At 66.6% G+C, this 20002-nt stretch carries 18 protein-coding genes and 1 tRNA gene; 8 read left to right on the top strand and 11 right to left on the bottom strand.

Going from position 1 to position 20002, the window contains the following annotated elements; all coding sequences use genetic code 11:
• The first annotated feature begins 32 nt into the window (after window positions 1-32).
• On the top strand, window positions 33-2789 hold the full coding sequence (locus ACZK3W_RS03715; RefSeq protein ID WP_478445465.1) for a TonB-dependent receptor plug domain-containing protein: 2757 nt from the start codon (window positions 33-35) through the stop codon (window positions 2787-2789).
• Window positions 2790-3392: 603 nt separating this feature from the next.
• Here ACZK3W_RS03715 and ychF read toward each other — a convergent pair.
• The 9 genes from ychF to ACZK3W_RS03670 all read right to left on the bottom strand — a co-directional run bounded on the left by ychF (window position 3393) and on the right by ACZK3W_RS03670 (window position 10955).
• Complete coding sequence (ychF, locus tag ACZK3W_RS03710; protein ID WP_014036087.1) at window positions 3393-4484, bottom strand: redox-regulated ATPase YchF; 1092 nt, start codon at window positions 4482-4484, stop codon at window positions 3393-3395.
• Window positions 4485-4582: 98 nt separating this feature from the next.
• The gene (locus ACZK3W_RS03705) at window positions 4583-5164 is read right to left on the bottom strand and encodes a DMP19 family protein (RefSeq protein ID WP_478450495.1); all 582 of its coding nucleotides are present in this window, start codon (window positions 5162-5164) and stop codon (window positions 4583-4585) included.
• A 41-nt stretch (window positions 5165-5205) separates the two neighbouring features.
• Window positions 5206-5784 carry an aminoacyl-tRNA hydrolase gene (gene pth, locus ACZK3W_RS03700; RefSeq protein ID WP_125895169.1) on the bottom strand — a complete coding sequence of 193 codons (579 nt, stop codon included), beginning with the start codon at window positions 5782-5784 and terminating at the stop codon, window positions 5206-5208.
• Between the two features lie 48 nt (window positions 5785-5832).
• Window positions 5833-6450, bottom strand: coding sequence for a 50S ribosomal protein L25/general stress protein Ctc (locus tag ACZK3W_RS03695; RefSeq protein ID WP_014036085.1), 618 nt, complete (start codon window positions 6448-6450; stop codon window positions 5833-5835).
• A 110-nt stretch (window positions 6451-6560) separates the two neighbouring features.
• Window positions 6561-7520 (bottom strand): ribose-phosphate diphosphokinase, encoded by a 960-nt coding sequence (locus ACZK3W_RS03690; RefSeq protein ID WP_005415400.1) that lies wholly within the window; start codon window positions 7518-7520, stop codon window positions 6561-6563.
• Between the two features lie 139 nt (window positions 7521-7659).
• A tRNA-Gln gene (locus ACZK3W_RS03685) sits at window positions 7660-7736 on the bottom strand.
• 11 nt (window positions 7737-7747) lie between these two features.
• The gene (gene ispE / locus ACZK3W_RS03680; RefSeq protein ID WP_125895167.1) at window positions 7748-8617 is read right to left on the bottom strand and encodes a 4-(cytidine 5'-diphospho)-2-C-methyl-D-erythritol kinase; all 870 of its coding nucleotides are present in this window, start codon (window positions 8615-8617) and stop codon (window positions 7748-7750) included.
• Complete coding sequence (gene lolB / locus ACZK3W_RS03675; RefSeq protein ID WP_253144839.1) at window positions 8614-9273, bottom strand: lipoprotein insertase outer membrane protein LolB; 660 nt, start codon at window positions 9271-9273, stop codon at window positions 8614-8616. The genes ispE and lolB overlap by 4 nt, the downstream gene beginning before the upstream one ends.
• Complete coding sequence (locus ACZK3W_RS03670) at window positions 9270-10955, bottom strand: tetratricopeptide repeat protein (protein WP_182267307.1); 1686 nt, start codon at window positions 10953-10955, stop codon at window positions 9270-9272. The genes lolB and ACZK3W_RS03670 overlap by 4 nt, the downstream gene beginning before the upstream one ends.
• A gap of 63 nt (window positions 10956-11018) precedes the next feature.
• On the opposite strand from ACZK3W_RS03670, the gene hemA reads away from it, so the two are divergent.
• The 4 genes from hemA to ppk2 are packed head-to-tail and all read left to right on the top strand — an operon-like array spanning window position 11019 to window position 15903.
• Window positions 11019-12302, top strand: a complete 1284-nt coding sequence (gene hemA, locus ACZK3W_RS03665; protein ID WP_253144836.1) for a glutamyl-tRNA reductase — start codon at window positions 11019-11021, stop codon at window positions 12300-12302.
• Entirely contained in the window at window positions 12280-13362 is a 1083-nt protein-coding gene (gene prfA, locus ACZK3W_RS03660) for a peptide chain release factor 1 (RefSeq protein WP_478450494.1), read from the top strand. The genes hemA and prfA overlap by 23 nt, the downstream gene beginning before the upstream one ends.
• A gap of 5 nt (window positions 13363-13367) precedes the next feature.
• The gene (locus tag ACZK3W_RS03655) at window positions 13368-15074 is read left to right on the top strand and encodes an O-linked N-acetylglucosamine transferase, SPINDLY family protein (RefSeq protein WP_253144830.1); all 1707 of its coding nucleotides are present in this window, start codon (window positions 13368-13370) and stop codon (window positions 15072-15074) included.
• A gap of 46 nt (window positions 15075-15120) precedes the next feature.
• Entirely contained in the window at window positions 15121-15903 is a 783-nt protein-coding gene (ppk2, locus tag ACZK3W_RS03650) for a polyphosphate kinase 2 (protein ID WP_024957330.1), read from the top strand.
• 616 nt (window positions 15904-16519) lie between these two features.
• On the opposite strand, the gene ACZK3W_RS03645 is transcribed toward ppk2, so the two are convergent.
• Together ACZK3W_RS03645 and ACZK3W_RS03640 are read right to left on the bottom strand one after the other, a co-directional pair.
• Window positions 16520-17089 carry a TlpA family protein disulfide reductase gene (locus ACZK3W_RS03645; RefSeq protein WP_478450493.1) on the bottom strand — a complete coding sequence of 190 codons (570 nt, stop codon included), beginning with the start codon at window positions 17087-17089 and terminating at the stop codon, window positions 16520-16522.
• Window positions 17086-18360 carry a YihY family inner membrane protein gene (locus tag ACZK3W_RS03640; RefSeq protein WP_478450492.1) on the bottom strand — a complete coding sequence of 425 codons (1275 nt, stop codon included), beginning with the start codon at window positions 18358-18360 and terminating at the stop codon, window positions 17086-17088. Before ACZK3W_RS03640 ends, ACZK3W_RS03645 begins: the two co-directional genes overlap by 4 nt.
• A 77-nt stretch (window positions 18361-18437) precedes the next feature.
• On the opposite strand from ACZK3W_RS03640, the gene wrbA reads away from it, so the two are divergent.
• The 3 genes from wrbA to ACZK3W_RS03625 all read left to right on the top strand — a co-directional run bounded on the left by wrbA (window position 18438) and on the right by ACZK3W_RS03625 (window position 19928).
• The gene (gene wrbA, locus ACZK3W_RS03635; protein ID WP_012510135.1) at window positions 18438-19031 is read left to right on the top strand and encodes an NAD(P)H:quinone oxidoreductase; all 594 of its coding nucleotides are present in this window, start codon (window positions 18438-18440) and stop codon (window positions 19029-19031) included.
• Window positions 19028-19363 carry a DUF2069 domain-containing protein gene (locus tag ACZK3W_RS03630; RefSeq protein ID WP_049422884.1) on the top strand — a complete coding sequence of 112 codons (336 nt, stop codon included), beginning with the start codon at window positions 19028-19030 and terminating at the stop codon, window positions 19361-19363. The genes wrbA and ACZK3W_RS03630 overlap by 4 nt, the downstream gene beginning before the upstream one ends.
• 79 nt (window positions 19364-19442) lie before the next feature.
• A complete protein-coding gene (locus ACZK3W_RS03625) occupies window positions 19443-19928 on the top strand; it encodes an asparaginase domain-containing protein (protein WP_032130424.1) in 486 nt (161 codons plus the stop codon).
• Window positions 19929-20002: the final 74 nt, after the last annotated feature.

Here is a 20002-nt window from a genome sequence, read left to right as displayed (position 1 = left end):
CTGCGGGCCGGCTTCATTTCCGAGAATTCCTCATGCGTAGAAAGGCGATGGCGTGGTCGATCCAGCTGGCGTTGATGGGCGTGGCTGCTTCCGCGGCGGCCCAGGCACCGGCCTCCTCTTCGGTTCAACAACTGGATGCGGTGCAGGTCACCGGTTCGCGCATTCCGCGCGCCCAGGTGGAAGGCCCCGCCCCGATCACGGTGATCAGCGCCGAGCAGATCCGCTCCAGCGGCTTCACCAGCGTGCCCGACGTGCTGCGCTCGATGACCCAGAACGGCGGTGAGACGCAGAGCCAGCAGTCGTCCAGCGGCGCCGACTTCTCGCCGGGCGCCCAGCAGGTGGACCTGCGCGGGCTGGGCCCGAACCACACGCTGGTGCTGGTCAATGGCCGCCGCATCGCCGACTTCCCGATGCCGTTCAAGGGCCGCAGCAACTTCACCGATGTCTCCAACATTCCGCTGGGCATGATCGAGCGCATCGAAGTGCTGACCGGCAGTGCCTCGGCCATCTACGGTTCGGACGCGATCGCCGGCGTGGTCAACTTCATCCTGAAGAAGAAGGCCGACGGCACCACCGTCGACATGCGCATGGGCACCACCAGCGAAGGCGGTGGCGAGTCGTTCGACATGAGCCTGGCCAGTGGCTTCAGCCGTGGCAACTTCAACGCCGTGTACAGCGTTGAACTGCAGTCGCAGACCCCGCTGTGGGCGTACGAGCGCGATATCCAGGATTCGACCCAGGACGCACCGACTGAACGTACGCGTGCCGCTCGTCGCGCCTATCTGCGCACGGACTACAACGACGACTATCTGGATCCGGGCGCGACCACCTGCGAAGCGCTGGCCGGGCAGAACCAGGGCAGTACTTACCATGCCTACCGGCCGCGCTCCGGCTGGTATTGTGGCAGCGATACGTCAATCGGCTACGGCACCATCCTCAGCAAGCGCCGCGGCGCCAATGGCTACGCCTCGCTGAGCTACGACTTCGACAACGGTCAGCAGTGGTTCGCCGACGTGCAGCTGGGTTATCACACGATGTCGCTGATGCGCGATGTGACGTCCTGGGGCTACATGAGCTCAGACGGCAATGAAGCGGGCTATTTCAGAAACATTGCCAGCACGGAGGCCGATCAACAGATCGAATCCTGGAACCGCCAGTTTTCGCCGGAGGAAATGGGCGGCCTGCGCAACGGCATGGTGCGCAGCACGCAGAAGACCTTCAGCGTGACCACTGGCTTCAAGGGCAATCTGACCGGCAACTGGGACTACGAGGCCGCGCTGAGCCATTCGCAGTACCAGTCGCGGATCAGCTGGGCGAAGATCATCGCCGCTAAGGCCAATGACCTGCTCCTGGGCCCGCAGTTGGGCGATTACACCGATGACGAAGGCAACGTATTCCCGATTTTCAATGCCGACCCGTCACGCCTGTACCGGCCGCTGACCCGCGCCGAGTACGATTCGATCGCAGCGCGCACCACCTACACCCCGAAGTCGCGCACCGAAACGGCTGCGTTAACGCTGACCAATTCCGCGCTGTTCGGCCTGCCGGGGGGGGATGCCGGCTTTGCCGCGACCGTGGAAGTGGGCCAGCAGGCGTACTCGCTCAATCCCGATCCGCTGGCGACCCAGTACTACTACTACAGCTGGAAGGATTCGGACGGCAACGGTTCGCGCAACCGCTGGGCCACAGCGGCCGAACTGCGCATGCCCCTGCACGAGACGGTCAACCTGAGCGTGGCAGGCCGCTACGACCAGTACCGCTATTCCGGCCACACCATCGGCAAGGCAACTTGGAGCGGCGGCCTGGAATGGCGCCCGATCGACACGCTTCTGGTACGCGGTTCGTATGGCACCGCGTTCCGCGCACCGGACCTGCACTACGTGTTCGCCGGCCCGGGCAACGACGAGACTGACGTAGTGGATCTGTACGACTGTCGCGCCAATGGCACCGAATGCGACGAAGACGTCAGCATCATCCGCAGCCGCACCGGCAATCGCCAGCTCGACCCGGAAACCAGCACCTCGTGGAGTGCCGGCTTCGTCTGGTCGCCGGCAATCGGCCTGGATCTGTCGGTGGACTGGTTCGACATCGACATGCGCAAGCAGGTGCAGGACATGGAAGTGCGCACGATTCTGGCCAGCGAAGCGAACTGCCGCCTCGGCAGTGCCGACATCAATTCACCGACCTGCGTGGACGCGCTCGACCGCGTTACCCGCACCAGTGATGGCCGCCTGTACGGCGTGCGTGTCGCCCCGATCAACGTCGCCCGCGAATCCACCTCCGGCATCGACATCGGCTTGCGTTACCGCCTGCAGACCGGTATCGGCGACTTCATCCTCAACGGCACCCACACCTGGGTGAAGAAGCACGACTTCCAGCGCTACCCCGGCGACCCCGTCGAAGATCAGTTCGCGGTCAACAGCGGTTTCGATATTCCACGCACCAAAACCAGCCTGAGCGTGACCTGGGAGAAGGCTGCGTGGTCGGCGACAGTCTACGGTTCACGACTTGGCAAGCTGCCAACCTATGACAGCTACGGCCAGACCTTCGACTGGGACAGCGGTGACAGCCCGTACATCAAGGCAACCTACCGCTACAACGCGTCGCTGCAGTACCGCTTCGACGACCACTCGCGCCTGTCGCTGTCGGTGGTCAACGTGTTCAACAAGATGCCGCCGAAGGACGCCACGTACACCGCGTATCCGTACTACGACGTGTCCTGGTTCGACAGCGTCGGCCGCACCATCAACCTGCAGTACACCCACAAGTTCGGTGGCAGCGCGCTGTAAGGCACGCCGCATTGCAGAACGTGGACGACAGGGCCCGCCATTGGCGGGCCTTGTTGTTTGGGAACCTGGCTCTGGTAGATGCCCATCTTGGTAGGCATTCGTTGCCGCGCACCCGCCCTGGGTTTTCCACACCGCACGTGGAAAGCGATGGGGGTTTGGTGTGGACAAGTCCCTGCGAGCCACGCATTGCAATGGTTTCGAAGGGTGGCAATTTTTTGTCCAGACAGAATCCGGGTTCTCCACATGCGCCGTGGAAAGCGATGGGAACTACGTGTGGACAAGTAAGTGGGAGTGTTGCCACGCAAGCGTTTCGAAGCATGGCGAAAATTTATCCACACTGCCCGGGCAATCCCTGCAGAGCCGACCCCATGCTCGGCTCCGGCTGGCATCAGCCGAGCATGGGCTCGGCCCTGCAGCGATACGCAGGGTTTTCCACACCGTGCGTGGAAAGCGGTGGGGGTTTGGTGTGGACAAGTACTTGCGAGCCCTGTGCCGCAGGCGCTTCAGAGCATGATCAATTTTTGTCCACGCATGCAACCGACGCCGGAAACGCGAACGCCCCGCACAAGGCGGGGCGTCTTGGGTCGATCCGATGCCGCTGGATCAGACGTTGAAGCGGAAGTGCAGGATGTCGCCTTCCTGCACTCGGTATTCCTTGCCTTCCAGGCGAAGGCGACCGGCTTCCTTGGCGCCGGCTTCGCCCTTGTACTTGATGAAGTCGTCATACGCGATGGTTTCGGCGCGGATGAAGCCCTTCTCGAAGTCGGTGTGGATGACCGCGGCGGCCTGCGGGGCGGTGGCGCCCTTGCGCACGGTCCACGCGCGGACTTCCTTCACGCCAGCGGTGAAGTAGGTCTGCAGGCCGAGCAGGCTGTAGGCCGCGTTGATCACGCGGTTCAGGCCCGGCTCGCTCAGGCCCAGATCGGCCAGGAAGGTATCGCGGTCTTCGTCATCGAGCTGGGACAGCTCCTCTTCGATCGCGGCCGACACCGGCACCACTTGCGCGCCTTCGGCGGCAGCATGCGCGCGCACGGCTTCCAGGTGCGGGTTGTTCTCGAAACCGTCTTCCAGCACGTTGGCGATGTACATCACCGGCTTCAGGGTCAGCAGGAACAGATCGCGCACCAGCGCCTTCTCTTCCTCGTCCAGGCCCACCGAACGGCCGGACTTGCCGTCGGACAGCGCCGCCTGCAGCTTGGCCAGCACCGGCTTGCGCGCCGCGGCGTCCTTGTCACCACCCTTGGCCGCACGCTCGGCGCGGTTCAGCGCCTTCTCGACGCTGTCCAGGTCGGCCAGCGCCAGCTCGGTATCGATGGTTTCGATGTCCGAGATCGGGTCGACCTTGTTGTTGACGTGGATGACGTCGGCGTTCTCGAAGCAGCGCACCACGTGGGTGATCGCATCGACTTCACGGATGTGCGCCAGGAACTTGTTGCCCAGGCCTTCACCGCTGGCGGCACCGGCCACCAGGCCGGCAATGTCGACGAATTCGACCGCGGTCGGGATGACCTTCTGCGGGTTGATGATCGCTGCCAGCTCGTTCAGGCGCGGATCCGGCACCGGCACGATGCCGACGTTCGGTTCGATGGTGCAGAACGGGAAGTTCGCCGCGGCGATACCCGCCTTGGTCAGCGCATTGAACAGGGTCGACTTGCCGACGTTGGGCAGGCCGACGATGCCGCATTTGATACCCATGGGTTGAATCCGGGTTTGAGTGTAAGTGGATGATTCGGGATTCAAGGCTCACCCGCGGGCATGCCCTCAATCCCCAATCGTCCTTCCAGTGGCCCGCGCTAGAACGCGGCGTAAAGCTTGTGCTTCTCAGCGTAGGCCTGCAACACAGCCGAAAGCCCGAGCGACTTCTCAGCATCGCAGAATCTCTGGCTCAAGCGGTCCAGCAGAACCTCGACACCATCCGGCAATTGATCATGCTGACCGTACATCCTTTGCCAGCGAACACCTTCATCCATCGGTACTGCTTCATCACCGAACAGGGCCATCTTGGCTTCTTTCAGCACGTCGCGCAGTTCGACCAGCCCCAATTCTTCAAGACCAGCAAGCGTCCCATCGTAGTAGGCGCCTGAGGAGCTATCAAAGTATGTCCCGATCCCACCGCGCCACACTTCGCCGCTAACCACCGAAACCATGTAGTACCGCTGATCGGCTATCGAGAGCCCTTCCAATCCACTCTCTGTCCTGTGAACCTGATCCACAAGCCAGCGCCAATAGCGTCCTTCCGGGGAATCATCAAAACGCCCCTGCGCTTCGCGTATCTCCCGATTTCGCACCCTCGCCTCTTCCATGCTTTGCCGCGTGCCATTCCGGCAAGGCATGCAGAGCCCATCGTTCCGGGCCGCCGTCGCCAGCAGGATCATGGCGCCACACACGGTGCAGGGAGTACGCGGGTCGGTCATGGTCAGCGCGGGGTATGAAGCCGCTTCATCGCTTCGCTGAAATCGCCCTGCACCGCCAGCGGCAGCACGTCGATCGCATCATCGATGGCGCGCGCGATCAGCACGTCGTCGTCCTTGGACGGGCGCCCCAGCACCCAACCCACCACGCGGTCCTTGTGGCCAGGATGGCCGATACCCACGCGCAGGCGATGGAACTTGCCGTGGCCGAGCAGGCGGATGGTGTCGCGCAGGCCGTTCTGGCCACCGTGGCCACCGTCGAACTTCAGCCGCGCCACGCCGGGCGCCAGGTCCAGTTCGTCGTGGGCCAGCAGGGTTTCTTCCGGCTCGATCTTCCAGAACCGCTGTGCGGCGGTGACCGACTTGCCGCTGAGGTTCATGAAGGTGGCGGGCTTGAGCAGCCACACCGTCTGCCCGGCGATCTCGACCTTGGCGGTCTCACCGAACAGCTTGCTGTCCACATTCCATCGCGCACCGGCTTTTTCCGCCAGGGCCTCAACGAAATGAAACCCGGCATTGTGCCGGGTCCGGGCGTGTTCCGATCCGGGGTTGCCCAGACCGACGATCAGTCGCAGTCCTGCCATGGTTCCTTCCAATACGGTGCCTGCCCGGAGGCAGGCACCGTAGCGGTATTACTCGGCGGCAGCCGCTTCTTCGTCAGCCGCGTCGGCCTTGCCGGCCTTGGCGGTGACGATGGCGTCGTCGTGGTCCTTGCCCAGCGCCAGGGCCGGGATTTCCACGCCCTTCGGCAGCTTGATGTTGGACAGGTACACCACGTCACCGGCCTTCAGCTCGCCCAGGTCGACTTCGATCGACTCCGGCAGGTCCTTCGGCAGGCAGGTGATGGTCACTTCCTTCAGTTCGTGGGTGACCACGACGTCGGCAGCCTTGCCAGCCGGCGAGGTGTCTTCGTTGATGAAGTGCAGCGGGACCGAAGCGGTCAGGGCTTCGTTCTCGTTCACGCGCTGGAAGTCCAGGTGCATGATCAGCTGCTTGTACGGGTGGCGCTGCATGTCACGCAGCAGGACCTTCTGCACCTGGCCGTCCAGGTTCAGGTCCAGGATCGAGGCATAGAACCACTCGTTCTGCTGGGCCAGCCAGATTTCGTTGTGGTCCAGGCTGATGGCGACCGGCTCGGCGTTGCCGCCGTACACGATGGCCGGGATCACACCAGCGTGACGCAGGCGGCGGCTCGCACCCTTACGCTGCAGTTCACGCTTGGTGACCTTGATTTCATGGGTCTTCGACATTTTCGACTACTCAGGTTGTTGCCGCGCCTTGCGGCGTGGCGGTTGAAGATGCTTCCGCGACCAGAAGCACCCGGGGTATGTCCCCGCCGTTGCCGGCAGGGACGAAAAACTCAGTCGACGTACAGCGAGCTGACCGACTCGCCGAAGGCGATGCGGCGCATCGTTTCGGCCAGCATTTCCGCCACGCTCAGCTGGCGGATCTTGCTGCACACCCGCGCTGCGTCTTTCAGCGGGATGGTGTCGGTCACCACCAGCTCGTCGAGCTGGGAATTGGTGATGTTGTCCACCGCCGGGCCCGACAGCACCGCGTGGGTGCAGTAGGCGGCGACCTTGAGCGCACCGCGCGCCTTCAGGGCAGCGGCAGCGGCGCACAGGGTGCCGGCGGTATCGACGATGTCATCGACCATCACGCAGGTCTTGCCTTCGACGTCACCGATGATGTTCATCACGGTGGAGACGTTGGCGCGCGGGCGGCGCTTGTCGATGATCGCCAGATCGGCGTCATCCAGGCGCTTGGCGACCGCACGGGCGCGGACCACGCCGCCCACGTCCGGCGACACAACGATCAGGTTCTCGGTGCCGTAGGCGCGCCAGATGTCGGCCAGCAGCAGCGGGGACGCATACACGTTGTCCACCGGAATATCGAAGAAGCCCTGGATCTGGTCGGCGTGCAGGTCGACGGTCAGCACGCGATCAGCGCCAGCGGTGCTGAACATCTTCGCCGCCAGCTTGGCGGTGATCGGCACGCGCGAGGAACGCATGCGGCGATCCTGGCGCGAGTAGCCGAAGTACGGCACCACGGCGGTCACGCTGGCCACCGATGCGCGCTTGAGCGCGTCGATCAGCACCAGCAGTTCCATCAGGTTTTCCGCGCTCGGCGCGCAGGTCGGCTGGATCACGAACACGTCCTGCTTGCGGACGTTCTCTTCGATTTCCACCTGCACTTCACCATCGGAGAAATGCGAGACCAGCGCCTTGCCCGGGCGAACCCCCAGTTCCTTGCAGATGTTCTGCGCCAGACGTTTGTTGGCGTTGCCGGAAAAGACCAGCAGGTTCGGGGACTCTTGCATCATGATTGTCTCGGGCGGGGACGAGTGGCGGGGATCCGGAGTCGGCAAGGACCCGATGGACCCTTGCTGCTGACAACACCGCGGTTGTTTCCACGTCCCGCGCAGGCGATGCGCTGGAAGGCGCGGACACAGCCGCTATTGGCAGGGGCGGTAGGATTCGAACCTACGAATGCCAGGATCAAAACCTGGTGCCTTGGGCCTCTTGGCGACGCCCCTGCATTGATAAATCAGTGTTGCTCGAGTGCATCCAGCAGTGGCGAACGCGCAACGCCCGCTGCCACCCTTGCCCGCAACTCCTTCGGCAACTTCGACCGTCCCTGCTCTGCGGCAGACTGCGATGCGAACTCGACGAAACAACCACTTCCCGAACCGGTCAGCCGCGCCGTGCCGATGTCGCTCAACGCTGCGAACGCTGCCTCGACGGCAGGCTCACGGCGGCGCAGCACCGGTTCGAACGCGTTCCCGACCAGGGTTCCGGAAGCGAAGTCCTCTATTTTCGCCACTGGGCTGTCGCGCGTCAAATCCGGGTCTGCGAACAGGGCCGGGGTGGGAACATGAACGCCCGGTTCAACCACCACATACCAGGCCGGTTCCAGCACGATCGGCTGCAGGCGCTCGCCCACCCCTTCGGCCCAGGCATTGCGCCCGCGCACGAACACCGGCACGTCCGCACCCAGGCGCAGGCCCAGCGCGGCAAGCGCGTCCTCGTCCAGACCGGCCCGCCACAGGCGGTTCAGCACCACCAGCACGGTGGCGGCATCGGACGAACCGCCGCCGAAGCCGCCACCGGCAGATACATGCTTTTCAACGACGATGTCCGCACCTTGCGCGACATTTGCCACTTCTTTGAGCAATCGCGCGGCACGCACCGCCAGATCATCGGCCTCGGCCACGCCAGCCAGCCCCTCGCCCTGCCGGCGCACCTGGCCGTCTTCACGCAGGCGCAGGCCGATGCGGTCGCCCCAGTCCAGCAGCCGGAACACGGTCTGCAGCTCGTGGTAACCGTCGGCGCGGCGGCCGGTGATATGCAGGAACAGGTTCAGCTTGGCCGGGGCCGGCCACCAGGACCAGCCCGCGTCGTCGACTGCCCCGCTCATGGCGCGCCCTGCCCCCACTGGTCCACCAGCAGGCGTACCTTGGCGTCGCCATTGCTGGCTTCGATCCGGCGCGGCAACGCCGGGCGCCCGGCCTCGGCCGGGTACCAGTCCAGGTACTGCACCTGCCAGCCCATCTGCTGCATGCGACGCGGCCGGCCTTCACCATCGCGCTCGACCTTCTCCGGGCCAGCGGCGTCGCCGGCCACCAGGCCACGGATCCACTCCGGCAGCTGGTTGACCGGAATGTCCCAGCCGGTCGCCTCCAGCAGCAGCTGCTGGGCGTCCTCGCCATCGCGCGGACCGCCGGCCAGCCCTTCCAGGCGGCCAGCTTCGGAATGGGTATCGCCGGTCAGCTTCCAGCTCTGCCGGGTCACCGGCGCGCTCAATTCGACCACATAACGGCGCCCTTCCTGCTTCCAGTCGATGCGACCGCTGCCGCCGTCCTTGCCCTTGCTGACCGCGACCCGACCCTGGAAGGCCCAGTCCGGCCGTGCCTGCAGCGCGGCCACGCGTGCGGCCTCGGCCTGCGCCGCTTCGGCCGAAACGATCTCGACCACCGCCGGCGCCGGGGTCTTCTGCGTGCCCACGCTGGTGCAGGCGCTGACCGCCAGGGTCGCGGCCGCCAACAGCAGCGGCCGGATCAGGGAAACACTCATGGATTGAATTTCTCGCGGGCGCGCAGCAGCGCGCGGTTTTCAGGGTCGAGCTTGGCCGCTTCCTCGAAGAAATGACGGGCCTCATCGTGCTTGCCCAGCACCCACAGCACTTCGCCAACGTGCGAAGCGATCTCCGGGTCCTTGGCCAGGGTCCAGGCCCGGCGCAGCTGCACCAGTGCCTCTTCCTTGCGGCCCAGGCGATACAGCACCCAGCCGTAGCTGTCGACGATGGCGGCGTTGTCCGGTTCGGCCACGCGGGCGCGGTCGATCAGCTCCAGTGCTTCCTGCAGGCGGCCGGTGCGATCGGCCAGGGTGTAACCCAGCGCGTTCAAAGCCGGCACGTTCTCCGGCTCGGTCACCAGGATCTTGCGCAGATCCGCCTCGGCGCGCGGGATATCGTCGCGGCGTTCCCAGGTGAGCGCACGGGCGTACAGCAGGCCGTTGTCATCCGGGTATGCGGCCAGGCCGCGGGCCAGCGCATCCAGTTCACCGGCACTGTCGTCGGCGCGCTGGCGCAGCTCGGCTTCCAGCAGGTAGGCGTCGCGGCGCACATCGTCGTCGACCACCGCATCGGACTGGATCGCATGCACTTCGTCCAGCGCCAGCGGCAGGCGCCCGGCCAGGGCCTGGGCATTGGCTGCGCGCAGGCGCGCTTCGCTCAGCTCATCGCCACCAGGCACGCTGTGGTACCACTGCACCGCCTCGGGATAACGCTTCAGGTACTCGGCGATCTTGCCCAGCAGCAGGCGCTGCGCCGGGTCCGGCTTGGCCGCCTGCCGCGACAGTTCGTTATAGAGATTGGACAGCGCGGCCTTGTCGCCCTGCTTGGCCAGCAGCGAGGCGCGCATGCCCCAGGTCTGCACGTCCTGCGGGCCGAACGCCAGCACGCGCTCGGCGGCGGACGGCTGGCCGAGACTGTCATAGGCAATGGCCACCGCATTGCGCAGTTCCGGGTCCTGGCGGGTCTTCGGCTCCACATCGTGCAGCAGCGACAACGCCTTGCCGGTCTCTCCCGCCTGTTGCAGCTGGCTGGCACGCAGCAGCGCCACACGTGGCTCTTCCGGGAAGCGCTTGACCACTTCATCGATCATGCGCCGGGCCAGCTCGGGCTTTTCCATGCGCAGGGCCAGGCGGCCAAACTCCTGCCAGGCTTCGATCTTCGGCGGAATGGCATTGGCGTCGACCAGCTCACCCAGCACCTGCGCGGGCACCGCTGGATCACGGCCGCCACCGATCAGTGCGGCCAGGGCGAACTTCCAGCCGCGCTCGTCGGGGTCGGCCAGCAGGCCCTGCAGTTCGGTGCGGGCCGCCTTCACATCGCCCTGGCGCATGGCCAGCGCACCGGCCGCACTGCGCATGGTCAACGAACGCGGGGCGCGCTGCTGCCACAGGGCCAGGCCCTTGGCGGCGCTGGCATCATCGTTGGCGAGCATGGAAATGCGGGTCGCGCGCTCGGCCAGGCCGGCGTCGCCGTCGGTCTGCTGGGCCGCCTGCAGGTACCAGCGCGCGGCCTCGGCCAGCTTGCCGGCCTGCAGGGCGAACTCACCGGCCATCACCGGTTCCAGCGCCAGTTCCTCAGTGGCCGCGGCCCGCACGGGGGCCTTGGCCGGCACCGCCGCCAGGGCCTGGCTGCAGGCCAGGGACAGCAGCAGAACACTGGGGATGCGAATCAATGCGGGCATCGTCGGCATCGGGGCCTTAAAATGTCGTCCAATGGCCAGCAGCTTATCGCAAGCAACTGAACAATGACCCTGTGGGTGCTCGGACTGAATCACCAGACCGCACCGGTGGAGCTGCGCGAACGCGCGGCCTTCGCCGGTGAGGCATTGCCGCGCGCGCTCGGTTCGCTGCGCGATACCCCGCAGATCGCCGAGGCGGTGCTGCTGTCCACCTGCAACCGCACCGAGCTGTACGCCGTGGCCGATTCGGCACAGGTGCTGGACCAGTGGCTGCACACCCAGGCCGGCGACCTGCAGGGCTACCTGTACCAGCACGCCGACGCCGCGGCCGTGCGCCACCTGTTCCGGGTCGCCACCGGGCTGGACTCGATGGTGCTGGGTGAACCGCAGATCCTCGGCCAGGTGAAGGATGCCTGGTCGACCGCGCGCGACCATGGCCTGCTCGGCCAACGCCTGGACCGCCTGTTCCAGCAGACCTTCTCGGTGGCCAAGCGTGCGCGCACCGATACCCAGGTCGGCGCCAACCCGGTATCGGTGGCGTCGGCTGCGGTGCGCCTGGCGCAGAACGCGTTCGCGCGGCTGGACGATTCCACCGTACTGCTGGTCGGTGCCGGCGAGACCATCGAACTGGCTGCACGGCACCTGAGCGAAGGCAAGGTACGCCGGCTGCTGATCGCCAACCGCACCCTCGCCCACGCGCAGGAACTGGCCAGCCGACATGGTGGCGTGGCGCTGCCGCTGACCGAACTGGACCGCCACCTGGGTGAGGCCGACGTGGTGTTCTCGGCCACCGCTGCGCGCGAACCGGTGATCCATCGCGAAATGGTGGCCAAGGCCCTGCGCGCGCGCCGGCACAAGCCGATGCTGCTGTTCGACCTGGCCGTACCGCGCGACATCGAGGCCGAGGTCGGCACGCTCAACGACGCCTTCCTCTACACCGTGGACGATCTCGAACGCGCGGTGGAAGACAACCGCCGTGGCCGCCGCGAGGCCGCCGCCGAAGCCGAGGCGATCATCGACCTGCAGGTGTCGCGCTTCGTCGAGACCCAGCAGGCCAGCGCCCACCAGGCGCCGCTGCGGCAGCTGCGCGCGTTCGGCGAAGCCACCCGTGCCGAGCTGCTGGAGCGCGCACGCCAGCAACTGGCCAACGGCAAGCCGGCCGACGAAGTGCTGGAGCTGCTTGCCCACGGCCTGACCAACCGCCTGCTGCATCCGCCGACCGCCGCCCTGCGTGCGGCCGCGCTGAGTGGCGATGCCGACCTGACCCGCGCCGCCGAGCGCCTGTTCCCGGCCACGCCGGGTTACCGCCACCCACCCGTGAGACCCGATGACGCCGACCCTGCGCCGTAAGCTGGAAGCGCTGGCCGAGCGCCGCGAAGAACTGGAACGCCTGCTCGCCGAACCCGATGTGGTCGCCGACAACACTCGTTTCCGCGACCTTTCGCGCGAATTCGCCCAACTTGAACCGATCGCCATCGCCCTGGCCGATGAAGCCCGTGCCAAGGCCGATCTGGCCGCCGCCGAAGGCATGCGCGCCGACCCGGACCTGCGCGAGCTGGCCGATGAGGAAATCGCTGCTGCACAGGCGCGCCTGCAGGAACTGGAGCAGGAGCTGGCGCTGCTGCTGGTGCCGCCCGACCCGCGTGACGAAGGCAACCTGTTCCTGGAAGTGCGCGCCGGTACCGGCGGCGACGAGGCCGCGATCTTTGCCGGCGACCTGTTCCGCATGTACGCCCGCTACGCCGAGCGCCAGGGCTGGAAGGTCGAGATCGAATCGGACAGCCCGGGCGAGCATGGCGGCTACAAGGAAGTGGTGGCGCGCGTGGTCGGGCGTGGCGCGTTCTCGCGCCTGAAGTTCGAATCGGGCACGCACCGCGTGCAGCGCGTGCCGGCCACCGAATCGCAGGGCCGCATCCATACCTCGGCAGCCACCGTGGCGATCATTCCCGAGGCCGATGAGGTCGATGACATCGTCATCAACCCGGCCGACCTGAAGGTGGATACGTTCCGTTCGTCCGGTGCCGGCGGCCAGCACGTCAACAAGACCGAATCGGCCATCCGCATCACCCACGTGCCGACCGGCGTGGTGGTGGAATGCCAGACCGAGCGCAGCCAGCACGCCAACCGCGACAAGGCGATGAAGCGCCTGAAGGCACAGCTGCTCGATGCCGAGCGCCAGCGCCAGGACGCGGCGCAGGCCGAGTCGCGGCGCCTGCAGGTGGGCAGCGGTGACCGCAGCCAGCGCATCCGCACCTACAACTTCCCGCAGGGCCGGATCACCGACCATCGCGTGGAAGGCCTGACGATGTACGACCTGCCCAACGTGCTGGCCGGCGACCTCGACCCGCTGCTGCAGCGGCTCAGCCACGAGCACCAGGTCGACGCCCTGGCCCAGTTGTCGGCGGGCTGAGTCGCATGTCGGCCTGGCAGCAGCGGCAGCACCTGCAACAGGCGATTGCACGCCAGCCGGGCGACTTCGTCGCCTGGGTGATGCTGGCGGACCTGGAACTGGAAGCCGGCGACATCGCCGCCGGCGAGCAGGCCGCGCGCCGTGCACTGCAGCTGCGCCCGAACCACCCTGAAGCGCTGGCGCGGCTGGGCCGCGTGGCCTGGATGGCCGGCGCGCATGCCGATGCGGCGAAACTGCTCGGCCAGGCCTCGGCGTTGGCCCCGCAGCACCCGGGCATTGCCCTGTGGCTGGGCCATGCGCTGGAAGATGCCGATGATGCCGAAGGCGCGGCGGCAGCCTATCGCCGTGCGCATGCACTGATGCCGGGCGAACCCTATATCGCCGCCCAGCGCCTGGCCTGGCAGCGTCGCCTGTGCGACTGGCAGGACGTGGACGCGCTGGCGGCACAGGTACGTGGTGCACTTGCCTCTGGGCAGGGCGTGGTCGAACCGTTCGCGTTCCTCAGCGAAGATGCCAGCGCAGCCGAGCAGTTGGCCTGCGCGCGTGCCCGTGCATCCGCCGTTGCCACTTCAGTGCGGCCGTTGCCGCCAGTGAAGGTGCGTTCCCAGGGCCCGCTGCGGGTCGGCTTCCTTTCCAATGGTTTCGGCGCCCATCCCACCGGATTGTTGACCGTGGCCCTGTTCGAGCAGTTGCGTCGTGACCCGGCGTTGCAGCTGCACCTGTTCGCGTTGAACCACGATGACGGCAGCCGCATCCGCCAGCGCCTGCAGGTGGCCACGCAGCTGCATGATGTGGCCGCGCTGCGCCATGCAGACACTGCTGCACGCATCCGCGCACAGGGCATCGACCTGCTGTTCGACCTGCGCGGCTGGGGCGGCGGCGGTACGCCGGAAGTGCTGGCGATGCGCCCTGCCCCGCTGCAGTTGAACTGGCTGGCCTATCCCGGCACGTCCGGTGCGCCGTGGATGGATGCGGTGATCGGCGACAGCTTCGTTCTGCCGCCGTCACTGGAACCCCACTACAGCGAGTGCGTACTGCGCCTGCCGCGTGCGTTCCAGCCCTCGGACAACACCCGCTTGCTCGAACCGGCACCGTCCCGGGCCGAGTGCGGCCTGCCCGAACAGGGCGTGGTGTTCTGCTGCTTCAACAACAGCTACAAGCTCAATCCATGCAGCATGGGCCGCGCCTTCGCGGTGCTGCAGGCGGTACCCGGCAGCGTACTGTGGCTGCTGTCCGGTCCCGGCCAGGCCGACGCGCGCCTGCGCAGCGCCGCACAGGCCGCTGGCCTGGATCCGGCACGCCTGGTGTTCATGGCCAAGCTGCCACATCCGCAGTACCTGGCTCGCTATCCGCTGGCCGACCTGTTCCTCGACACGCATCCGTACAACGCGCACACCACCGCGTCCGACGCACTATGGGCTGGCTGCCCGGTGCTGACCTGCCCCGGCGACACCTTCGCCGCGCGCGTGGCCGGCAGCCTCAATCACCATCTGGGGCTGGCACGGATGAATGTCGCCGACGATGCGGCATTCATCGCCACCGCCAGCGTGCTGGGCAACGACCCGGCAGCACTGGCAGCGTTGCACGCCGAGCTGGCGCAGGCACGCGAGCGCAGTGGATTGTTCGACATGGCCAGCTTCGCCCGCGACCTGTCGGCGCTGCTGCAGCGACTGGCCGGCGAGCATGGCTGGCAGGGCCTCGACATCGCCTGAGCGATCCCTGCGCTACGCTCGGGCTCCCTCCCCGCGTGGTGTGATGATGGCCAAGCTCAAGCGCAAGGACTACGACGAACTGCTGCTGCCGCTGCAGCTGGAACTGACCGCGATGGCGCGCTGGGTGCAGCACAGCGGGCAACGCCTGCTGGTGCTGTTCGAAGGCCGTGATACCGCAGGCAAAGGCGGCGCGATCCAGGCCATCAGCCAGCACCTCAACCCACGCCAGTGCCGGGTGGTGGCACTGCCCAAGCCCACCGACCGCGAAGCCACGCAGTGGTATTTCCAGCGCTACGCCTCGCACCTTCCTGCCGCCGGCGAGATCGTGCTGATGGACCGCAGCTGGTACAACCGTGCCGGCGTGGAGCGGGTGATGGGCTACTGCAGCGAAACCGAGTACCAGCAGTTCCTGCATCAGGCGCCGGTATTCGAGCAACTGCTGGTGGACGACGGCATCCTGCTGTTCAAGTACTGGCTGTGCGTGGATCAGGAACAGCAGGAAAAACGCTTCGCCGAGCGCCACCTCGATCCGCTGAAGGGCTGGAAGCTCTCCCCGGTGGACCTGAAATCCCGCAGCAAGTACAGCGCCTACACCGAGGCCCGCGAGGCGATGCTGCGCGCGACGCATCGCGAGGCAGCACCGTGGACGCTGGTGGATTTCAACGACCAGCGGTTGGGCCGGCTGACGCTGGTGCGCAACCTGCTGGACCGGTTGCCGGACACGCGGGTGGATGCACCGTTGCCGGAGCTGCCGAAGCTGAAGGGCAAGCTGCATCGCGAGCACTACGATGTACTGAAGCCGATCGAGGACTTCCCGGTCGAAGATTAGGGTGGGTCGGCAGGGCCTGCGGCCCTGCACCTGCTCAACGCAACGGCAACAGCAACAGCGGCTATCCGCGGGATGGCGGGGCGGTGTGGGTGGGCAGGACACGCCGTAGACCCGTCCATGGGGGCTCGATGGCGCCATCCATGGCGCCAACGGTCCTGCCCACCCACACCGCCCCACCTCTGACAGATCCCTGCGGCTGTTGGTAGGTGTCGACCTTGGTCGACACAGTAGATCCACGCCATGCGTGGATGCTTTTCGATTCCCATTCGAAATATTCGATTCCGATGGAGATTCATCCACGCATGGCGTGGATCTACTGCAGATCGCGGAGATCTGTCGAAGGCGGGGTGGGTCCGGTTGCGGGGGCGTGAGCCGCATGGGCCCGAGGCATGCCTCGGGCGGGTTGGGCAGGAGGCCCAACCCCGGTCTTGCCGTGTGCGCAGGACAGCGCACACGAGCAAGCGGCTGCCAAGCCTACATGGACGTACTTGCAGCGGCCCCCGCAACCGGCCCCACCCCGCCATCCCTCAGGAGACCCGCCTTTGCTTCGGCTGTTGCCGTTGCTGTTGCTCTGGCCTCCACGGGTGCAGGGCCGCAGGCCCTGCCGACCAACCCACTACTTTGCGCTGGCGATCTGCTTTTCGATGTCGGCGGCCGTCACCGGGCCGAGGAAGGTGTGCGCCAGCTTGCCCTGTGGATCCAGCAGGTGCGTCAGCGGCAAGCCGCGCGGAGTGGCGAAGTCTGCCGGCGGATCGAACGGGTCCACGATCACGATCGGATAGGTCACCGGATGCTTGGTCAGGAACGACTGCATTTCCGGCACTTCGATGTCCTCGTAGGCCAGGCCGACCACTTCGATGTTGCTGCGCATCGCATGCAGCGCCGACAACTCCGGCATCTCCTTGCGGCAGGGCGCACACCAGGTCGCCCAGAAGTTCACCACCACCCACTTGCCGCGGTGCGCGGCCAGGTCGTAGTCGCTGCCATCCACCGCCTTCATCTTCAGCGTCGGGAACTCGGCGGTGGTGCGCTCGGCCGGGGTTTCCTCGACCGGCGCCGGTGCGGTCGGCGTCGGTGCCTGCGCCGGCGGTTGGCTGCTGGCCGGCGTCGGCTCCTGGGCCGGCTTGCAGGCCGACAGTGCCAGCAGCAGGGCCAGCGGGAGCAGCAACGGGGTCTTGCGGGTCATGGCATGTCTCCAGAGTCGGTATAGATATCGCTGACCTTGCGCTTCAGGCGTTCACGCAGGGGCAGTCGCAGATCATCCAGCGCCGCCAATGCGGCACGGCCCAGGCTGTCGTCGCGATACGGCAGATGCTGCTCGGCTACCGGAATGCGCAACTGGGTACATTCGTAAAGATCGGCCAGGCTCACCTGGTCCAGGTCGCGCGAGAGCAGCCATTCGCCGCGTTCATCGCGGCGCACCAGGCCGATCTCCTGCAGGTTGCAGGCCAGGTCCTGCAGCAGCGAATCGGTCAGCATCGGCTCCAGCCGCAGGATTTCATCATCGGCCAGGCCCTTGCCCTTGGCTCGGGCATGGTGGAAGCGGCCGAGCAGGCGCAGCAGGCCATAGAACTCGTAGCCCTGCGGCAGGCGCAGTTCCACCGGCTGGTAGCGGAAGGCCGCCATCGACGAGGACAACGACGCGCCCAGCAGCACCGCCACCCAGCACAGGTAGATCCACAGCAGCAGGATCGGCACGAAGGCGACCGTGCCATACAGCTTCTGGTAGGACTGGAAGCTGCCCAGGTAGGCGCCGATGCCCCACTTCACCAGCTCCAGGATCACCGCGGCCAGAATGGCGCCAGGCACTGCATGCCGCCACTTCACCGTGTGGTGCGGCACCACCCGGAACATCAGCGTGATGCAGACGAACTCGATCAGGATCGGCGCCAGCCGCAGTGCCAGTTCGGCCAGCCAGCGGCCCTCCTGGGTGCCGAACAGCGGCATCGCGAACACCCGCGCCGACACCGCCAGCGAAGCGGCAGCGAGCATCGCGCCCAGGGTCAGCACGGTCCAGTAGACCAGGAAGCGGGTCAGCTTGGGCCGGGTCGAGCCGACCCGCCAGATCTGGTTGAAGGTCTCTTCAACGCTGTTGAGGGTGATCAGCAGCGATACCACCAGCGCGATGAAGCCGGCGGCGGTGAGCTGGCCGGCACTGGCCGAGAACTGCCGCAGGTAGCCCTCCGCCGCGCGCGCGGCATTGGGCACGAAGTTGGAGAAGACGTAATCGCTGAGCTGGTCGCTCCAGCGGTCGAAGACAGGGAAGGCCGAGAGCACGCCGAACACCACGATGGCCAGCGGCACCAGCGCGAACACCGTGGTGTACGCCAGTGCCGCCGCTGCCTGGAACAGGCGGTCGTCGAGGAAGCGATGCCACAGGAAGCGGCCGAAACTGATGGCCCGTGCGCGATCCCGCGCGCGCTCCATCCACAGGTTGAGCGTATCCAAAGGTTCCATCGGCGAAAGGGTACCCGATGCGGAATGCTCGCAGGATAGCCATACTGGTGGCCACACGACGAGGAGAAGCGGGCACGATGGGCGAGATTCTGGTGCTGTACTACAGCCGGGGCGGTTCAGTGGCACGGCTGGCGCGCCAGATCGCGCGGGGTATCGGCGAAGTGCCGGGCATGACCGCGCGCCTGCGCACGGTGCCGCCGGTGGCCGCCGTGACCCAGACCGCACAGCCGCCGGTACCCGACGATGGTGCCCCCTACGTGAGCGTGCAGGACCTGGTCGAATGCCAGGGCCTGCTGCTCGGCAGCCCCACCCGCTTCGGCAACATGGCCGCGCCGGTGAAGCACTTCCTCGACGGACTGGGCGCCGAATGGGTCAACGGCACCCTCTCCGGCAAGCCGGCCGGCGTGTTCACCTCCACCGCCTCGATGCATGGCGGGCAGGAATCGACCCTGCTGTCGATGCAGGTGCCACTGCTGCACCATGGCTGTGTGATCGTCGGCATCCCGTTCACCGAGCCGGCGCTGAGCCACACCACCAGTGGCGGCACGCCGTATGGCGCCAGCCATGTGGCCGGTGCGGCCGACGACCCGCAGCCGACCGACGATGAAGCCGTGCTGGCGCGCGCGCTGGGCCGCCGGGTGGCCGACATCGCGCAGCGGTTGGCCCGATGAGCGCCGCGCCGCGCACGGCCCTGCTGCTGGCCCTGATGGGGCTGGCCGCGCTGTTCGCCGGCTGGTTCATCAATGACAAGCACTGGCTGGCCACCCAGCTGGTGTTCACCGCGCCGCCGCTGGCGTTGGCCGTTGCCCTGCGACTGGGCTGGCGCAAGGCCGGTTTCTGGGCCTCGGTGCTGGCCCTGGGCTGGTTCAGCCACGGGGTGATGAGTGCCTGGAGCCACCCGGAAACACGCTGGCTGGCGCTGATCGAGATCGCGCTGGCCCTGCTGGTGATCTTCAGCGCCAGCCTCCCCGGGCTGCGCGCCCGCTTCGGCAAGCGACGCTGACGCTGCGCCCGCCGGGCCGTATCATCTGTGTTCCTGGCCCCGCGCCGCTGTACCTGTCCTGGTTTCGCGCATGCACATGATGGAAGAGCTCCTGGTCGTCACCACCGGTGGCACGATCGACAAGATCTACTTCGACGACAAGTCGGACTACCAGATCGGCGACCCCCAGATCGGCATGATCCTGCGCGAGCTGGGCGTGACGTTCCGCTTCAACGTGATTCCGATCCTGCGCAAGGATTCGCTGCACATCAACGATGAGGACCGCGAACTGATCCGCGCCACCATCGCCGCGCAGCCGACCCGCCACGTGCTGGTGACCCACGGCACCGATTCGATGGTGCAGACCGGCCAGGTGCTGGCGACGATCCCGGACAAGACCATCGTGATGACCGGCGCGCTGAGCCCGGCGCGTTTCCGCGGCTCGGATGCGGAGTTCAACATCGGCTGCGCGATCGGTGCGGTGCAGTCGCTGCCGAGCGGCGTGTACATCGCGATGAACGGGCGGATTTTCGACCCGCAGCACGTGCGCAAGAACGTGGCCGCGAACCGCTTCGAATCGGTGTGAGGAACAGCGTGCCGACCAAGGTCGGCACCCACCACGACGCGGCGGCTCGCATCACCGCGCGTCCCCATGCAAAA

This window comes from Stenotrophomonas sp. 80084_Sma (assembly GCF_056481995.1).
The sequence above is the reverse complement of the archived record's forward strand: the minus strand, read 5'-3'. Positions and strand labels throughout refer to the sequence as shown.

Bases quoted from the DNA above. Each gene is read 5' to 3' on its own strand.
- ACZK3W_RS03715 (WP_478445465.1), top strand. From the start codon at position 33: ATGCGTAGAAAGGCGATGGCGTGGTCGATCCAGCTGGCGTTGATGGGC.
- ychF (WP_014036087.1), bottom strand. From the start codon at position 4,484: ATGGGTATCAAATGCGGCATCGTCGGCCTGCCCAACGTCGGCAAGTCG.
- ACZK3W_RS03705 (WP_478450495.1), bottom strand. From the start codon at position 5,164: ATGATCCTGCTGGCGACGGCGGCCCGGAACGATGGGCTCTGCATGCCT.
- pth (WP_125895169.1), bottom strand. From the start codon at position 5,784: ATGGCAGGACTGCGACTGATCGTCGGTCTGGGCAACCCCGGATCGGAA.
- ACZK3W_RS03695 (WP_014036085.1), bottom strand. From the start codon at position 6,450: ATGTCGAAGACCCATGAAATCAAGGTCACCAAGCGTGAACTGCAGCGT.
- ACZK3W_RS03690 (WP_005415400.1), bottom strand. From the start codon at position 7,520: ATGCAAGAGTCCCCGAACCTGCTGGTCTTTTCCGGCAACGCCAACAAA.
- ispE (WP_125895167.1), bottom strand. From the start codon at position 8,617: ATGAGCGGGGCAGTCGACGACGCGGGCTGGTCCTGGTGGCCGGCCCCG.
- lolB (WP_253144839.1), bottom strand. From the start codon at position 9,273: ATGAGTGTTTCCCTGATCCGGCCGCTGCTGTTGGCGGCCGCGACCCTG.
- ACZK3W_RS03670 (WP_182267307.1), bottom strand. From the start codon at position 10,955: ATGCCCGCATTGATTCGCATCCCCAGTGTTCTGCTGCTGTCCCTGGCC.
- hemA (WP_253144836.1), top strand. From the start codon at position 11,019: ATGACCCTGTGGGTGCTCGGACTGAATCACCAGACCGCACCGGTGGAG.
- prfA (WP_478450494.1), top strand. From the start codon at position 12,280: ATGACGCCGACCCTGCGCCGTAAGCTGGAAGCGCTGGCCGAGCGCCGC.
- ACZK3W_RS03655 (WP_253144830.1), top strand. From the start codon at position 13,368: ATGTCGGCCTGGCAGCAGCGGCAGCACCTGCAACAGGCGATTGCACGC.
- ppk2 (WP_024957330.1), top strand. From the start codon at position 15,121: ATGGCCAAGCTCAAGCGCAAGGACTACGACGAACTGCTGCTGCCGCTG.
- ACZK3W_RS03645 (WP_478450493.1), bottom strand. From the start codon at position 17,089: ATGACCCGCAAGACCCCGTTGCTGCTCCCGCTGGCCCTGCTGCTGGCA.
- ACZK3W_RS03640 (WP_478450492.1), bottom strand. From the start codon at position 18,360: ATGGAACCTTTGGATACGCTCAACCTGTGGATGGAGCGCGCGCGGGAT.
- wrbA (WP_012510135.1), top strand. From the start codon at position 18,438: ATGGGCGAGATTCTGGTGCTGTACTACAGCCGGGGCGGTTCAGTGGCA.
- ACZK3W_RS03630 (WP_049422884.1), top strand. From the start codon at position 19,028: ATGAGCGCCGCGCCGCGCACGGCCCTGCTGCTGGCCCTGATGGGGCTG.
- ACZK3W_RS03625 (WP_032130424.1), top strand. From the start codon at position 19,443: ATGGAAGAGCTCCTGGTCGTCACCACCGGTGGCACGATCGACAAGATC.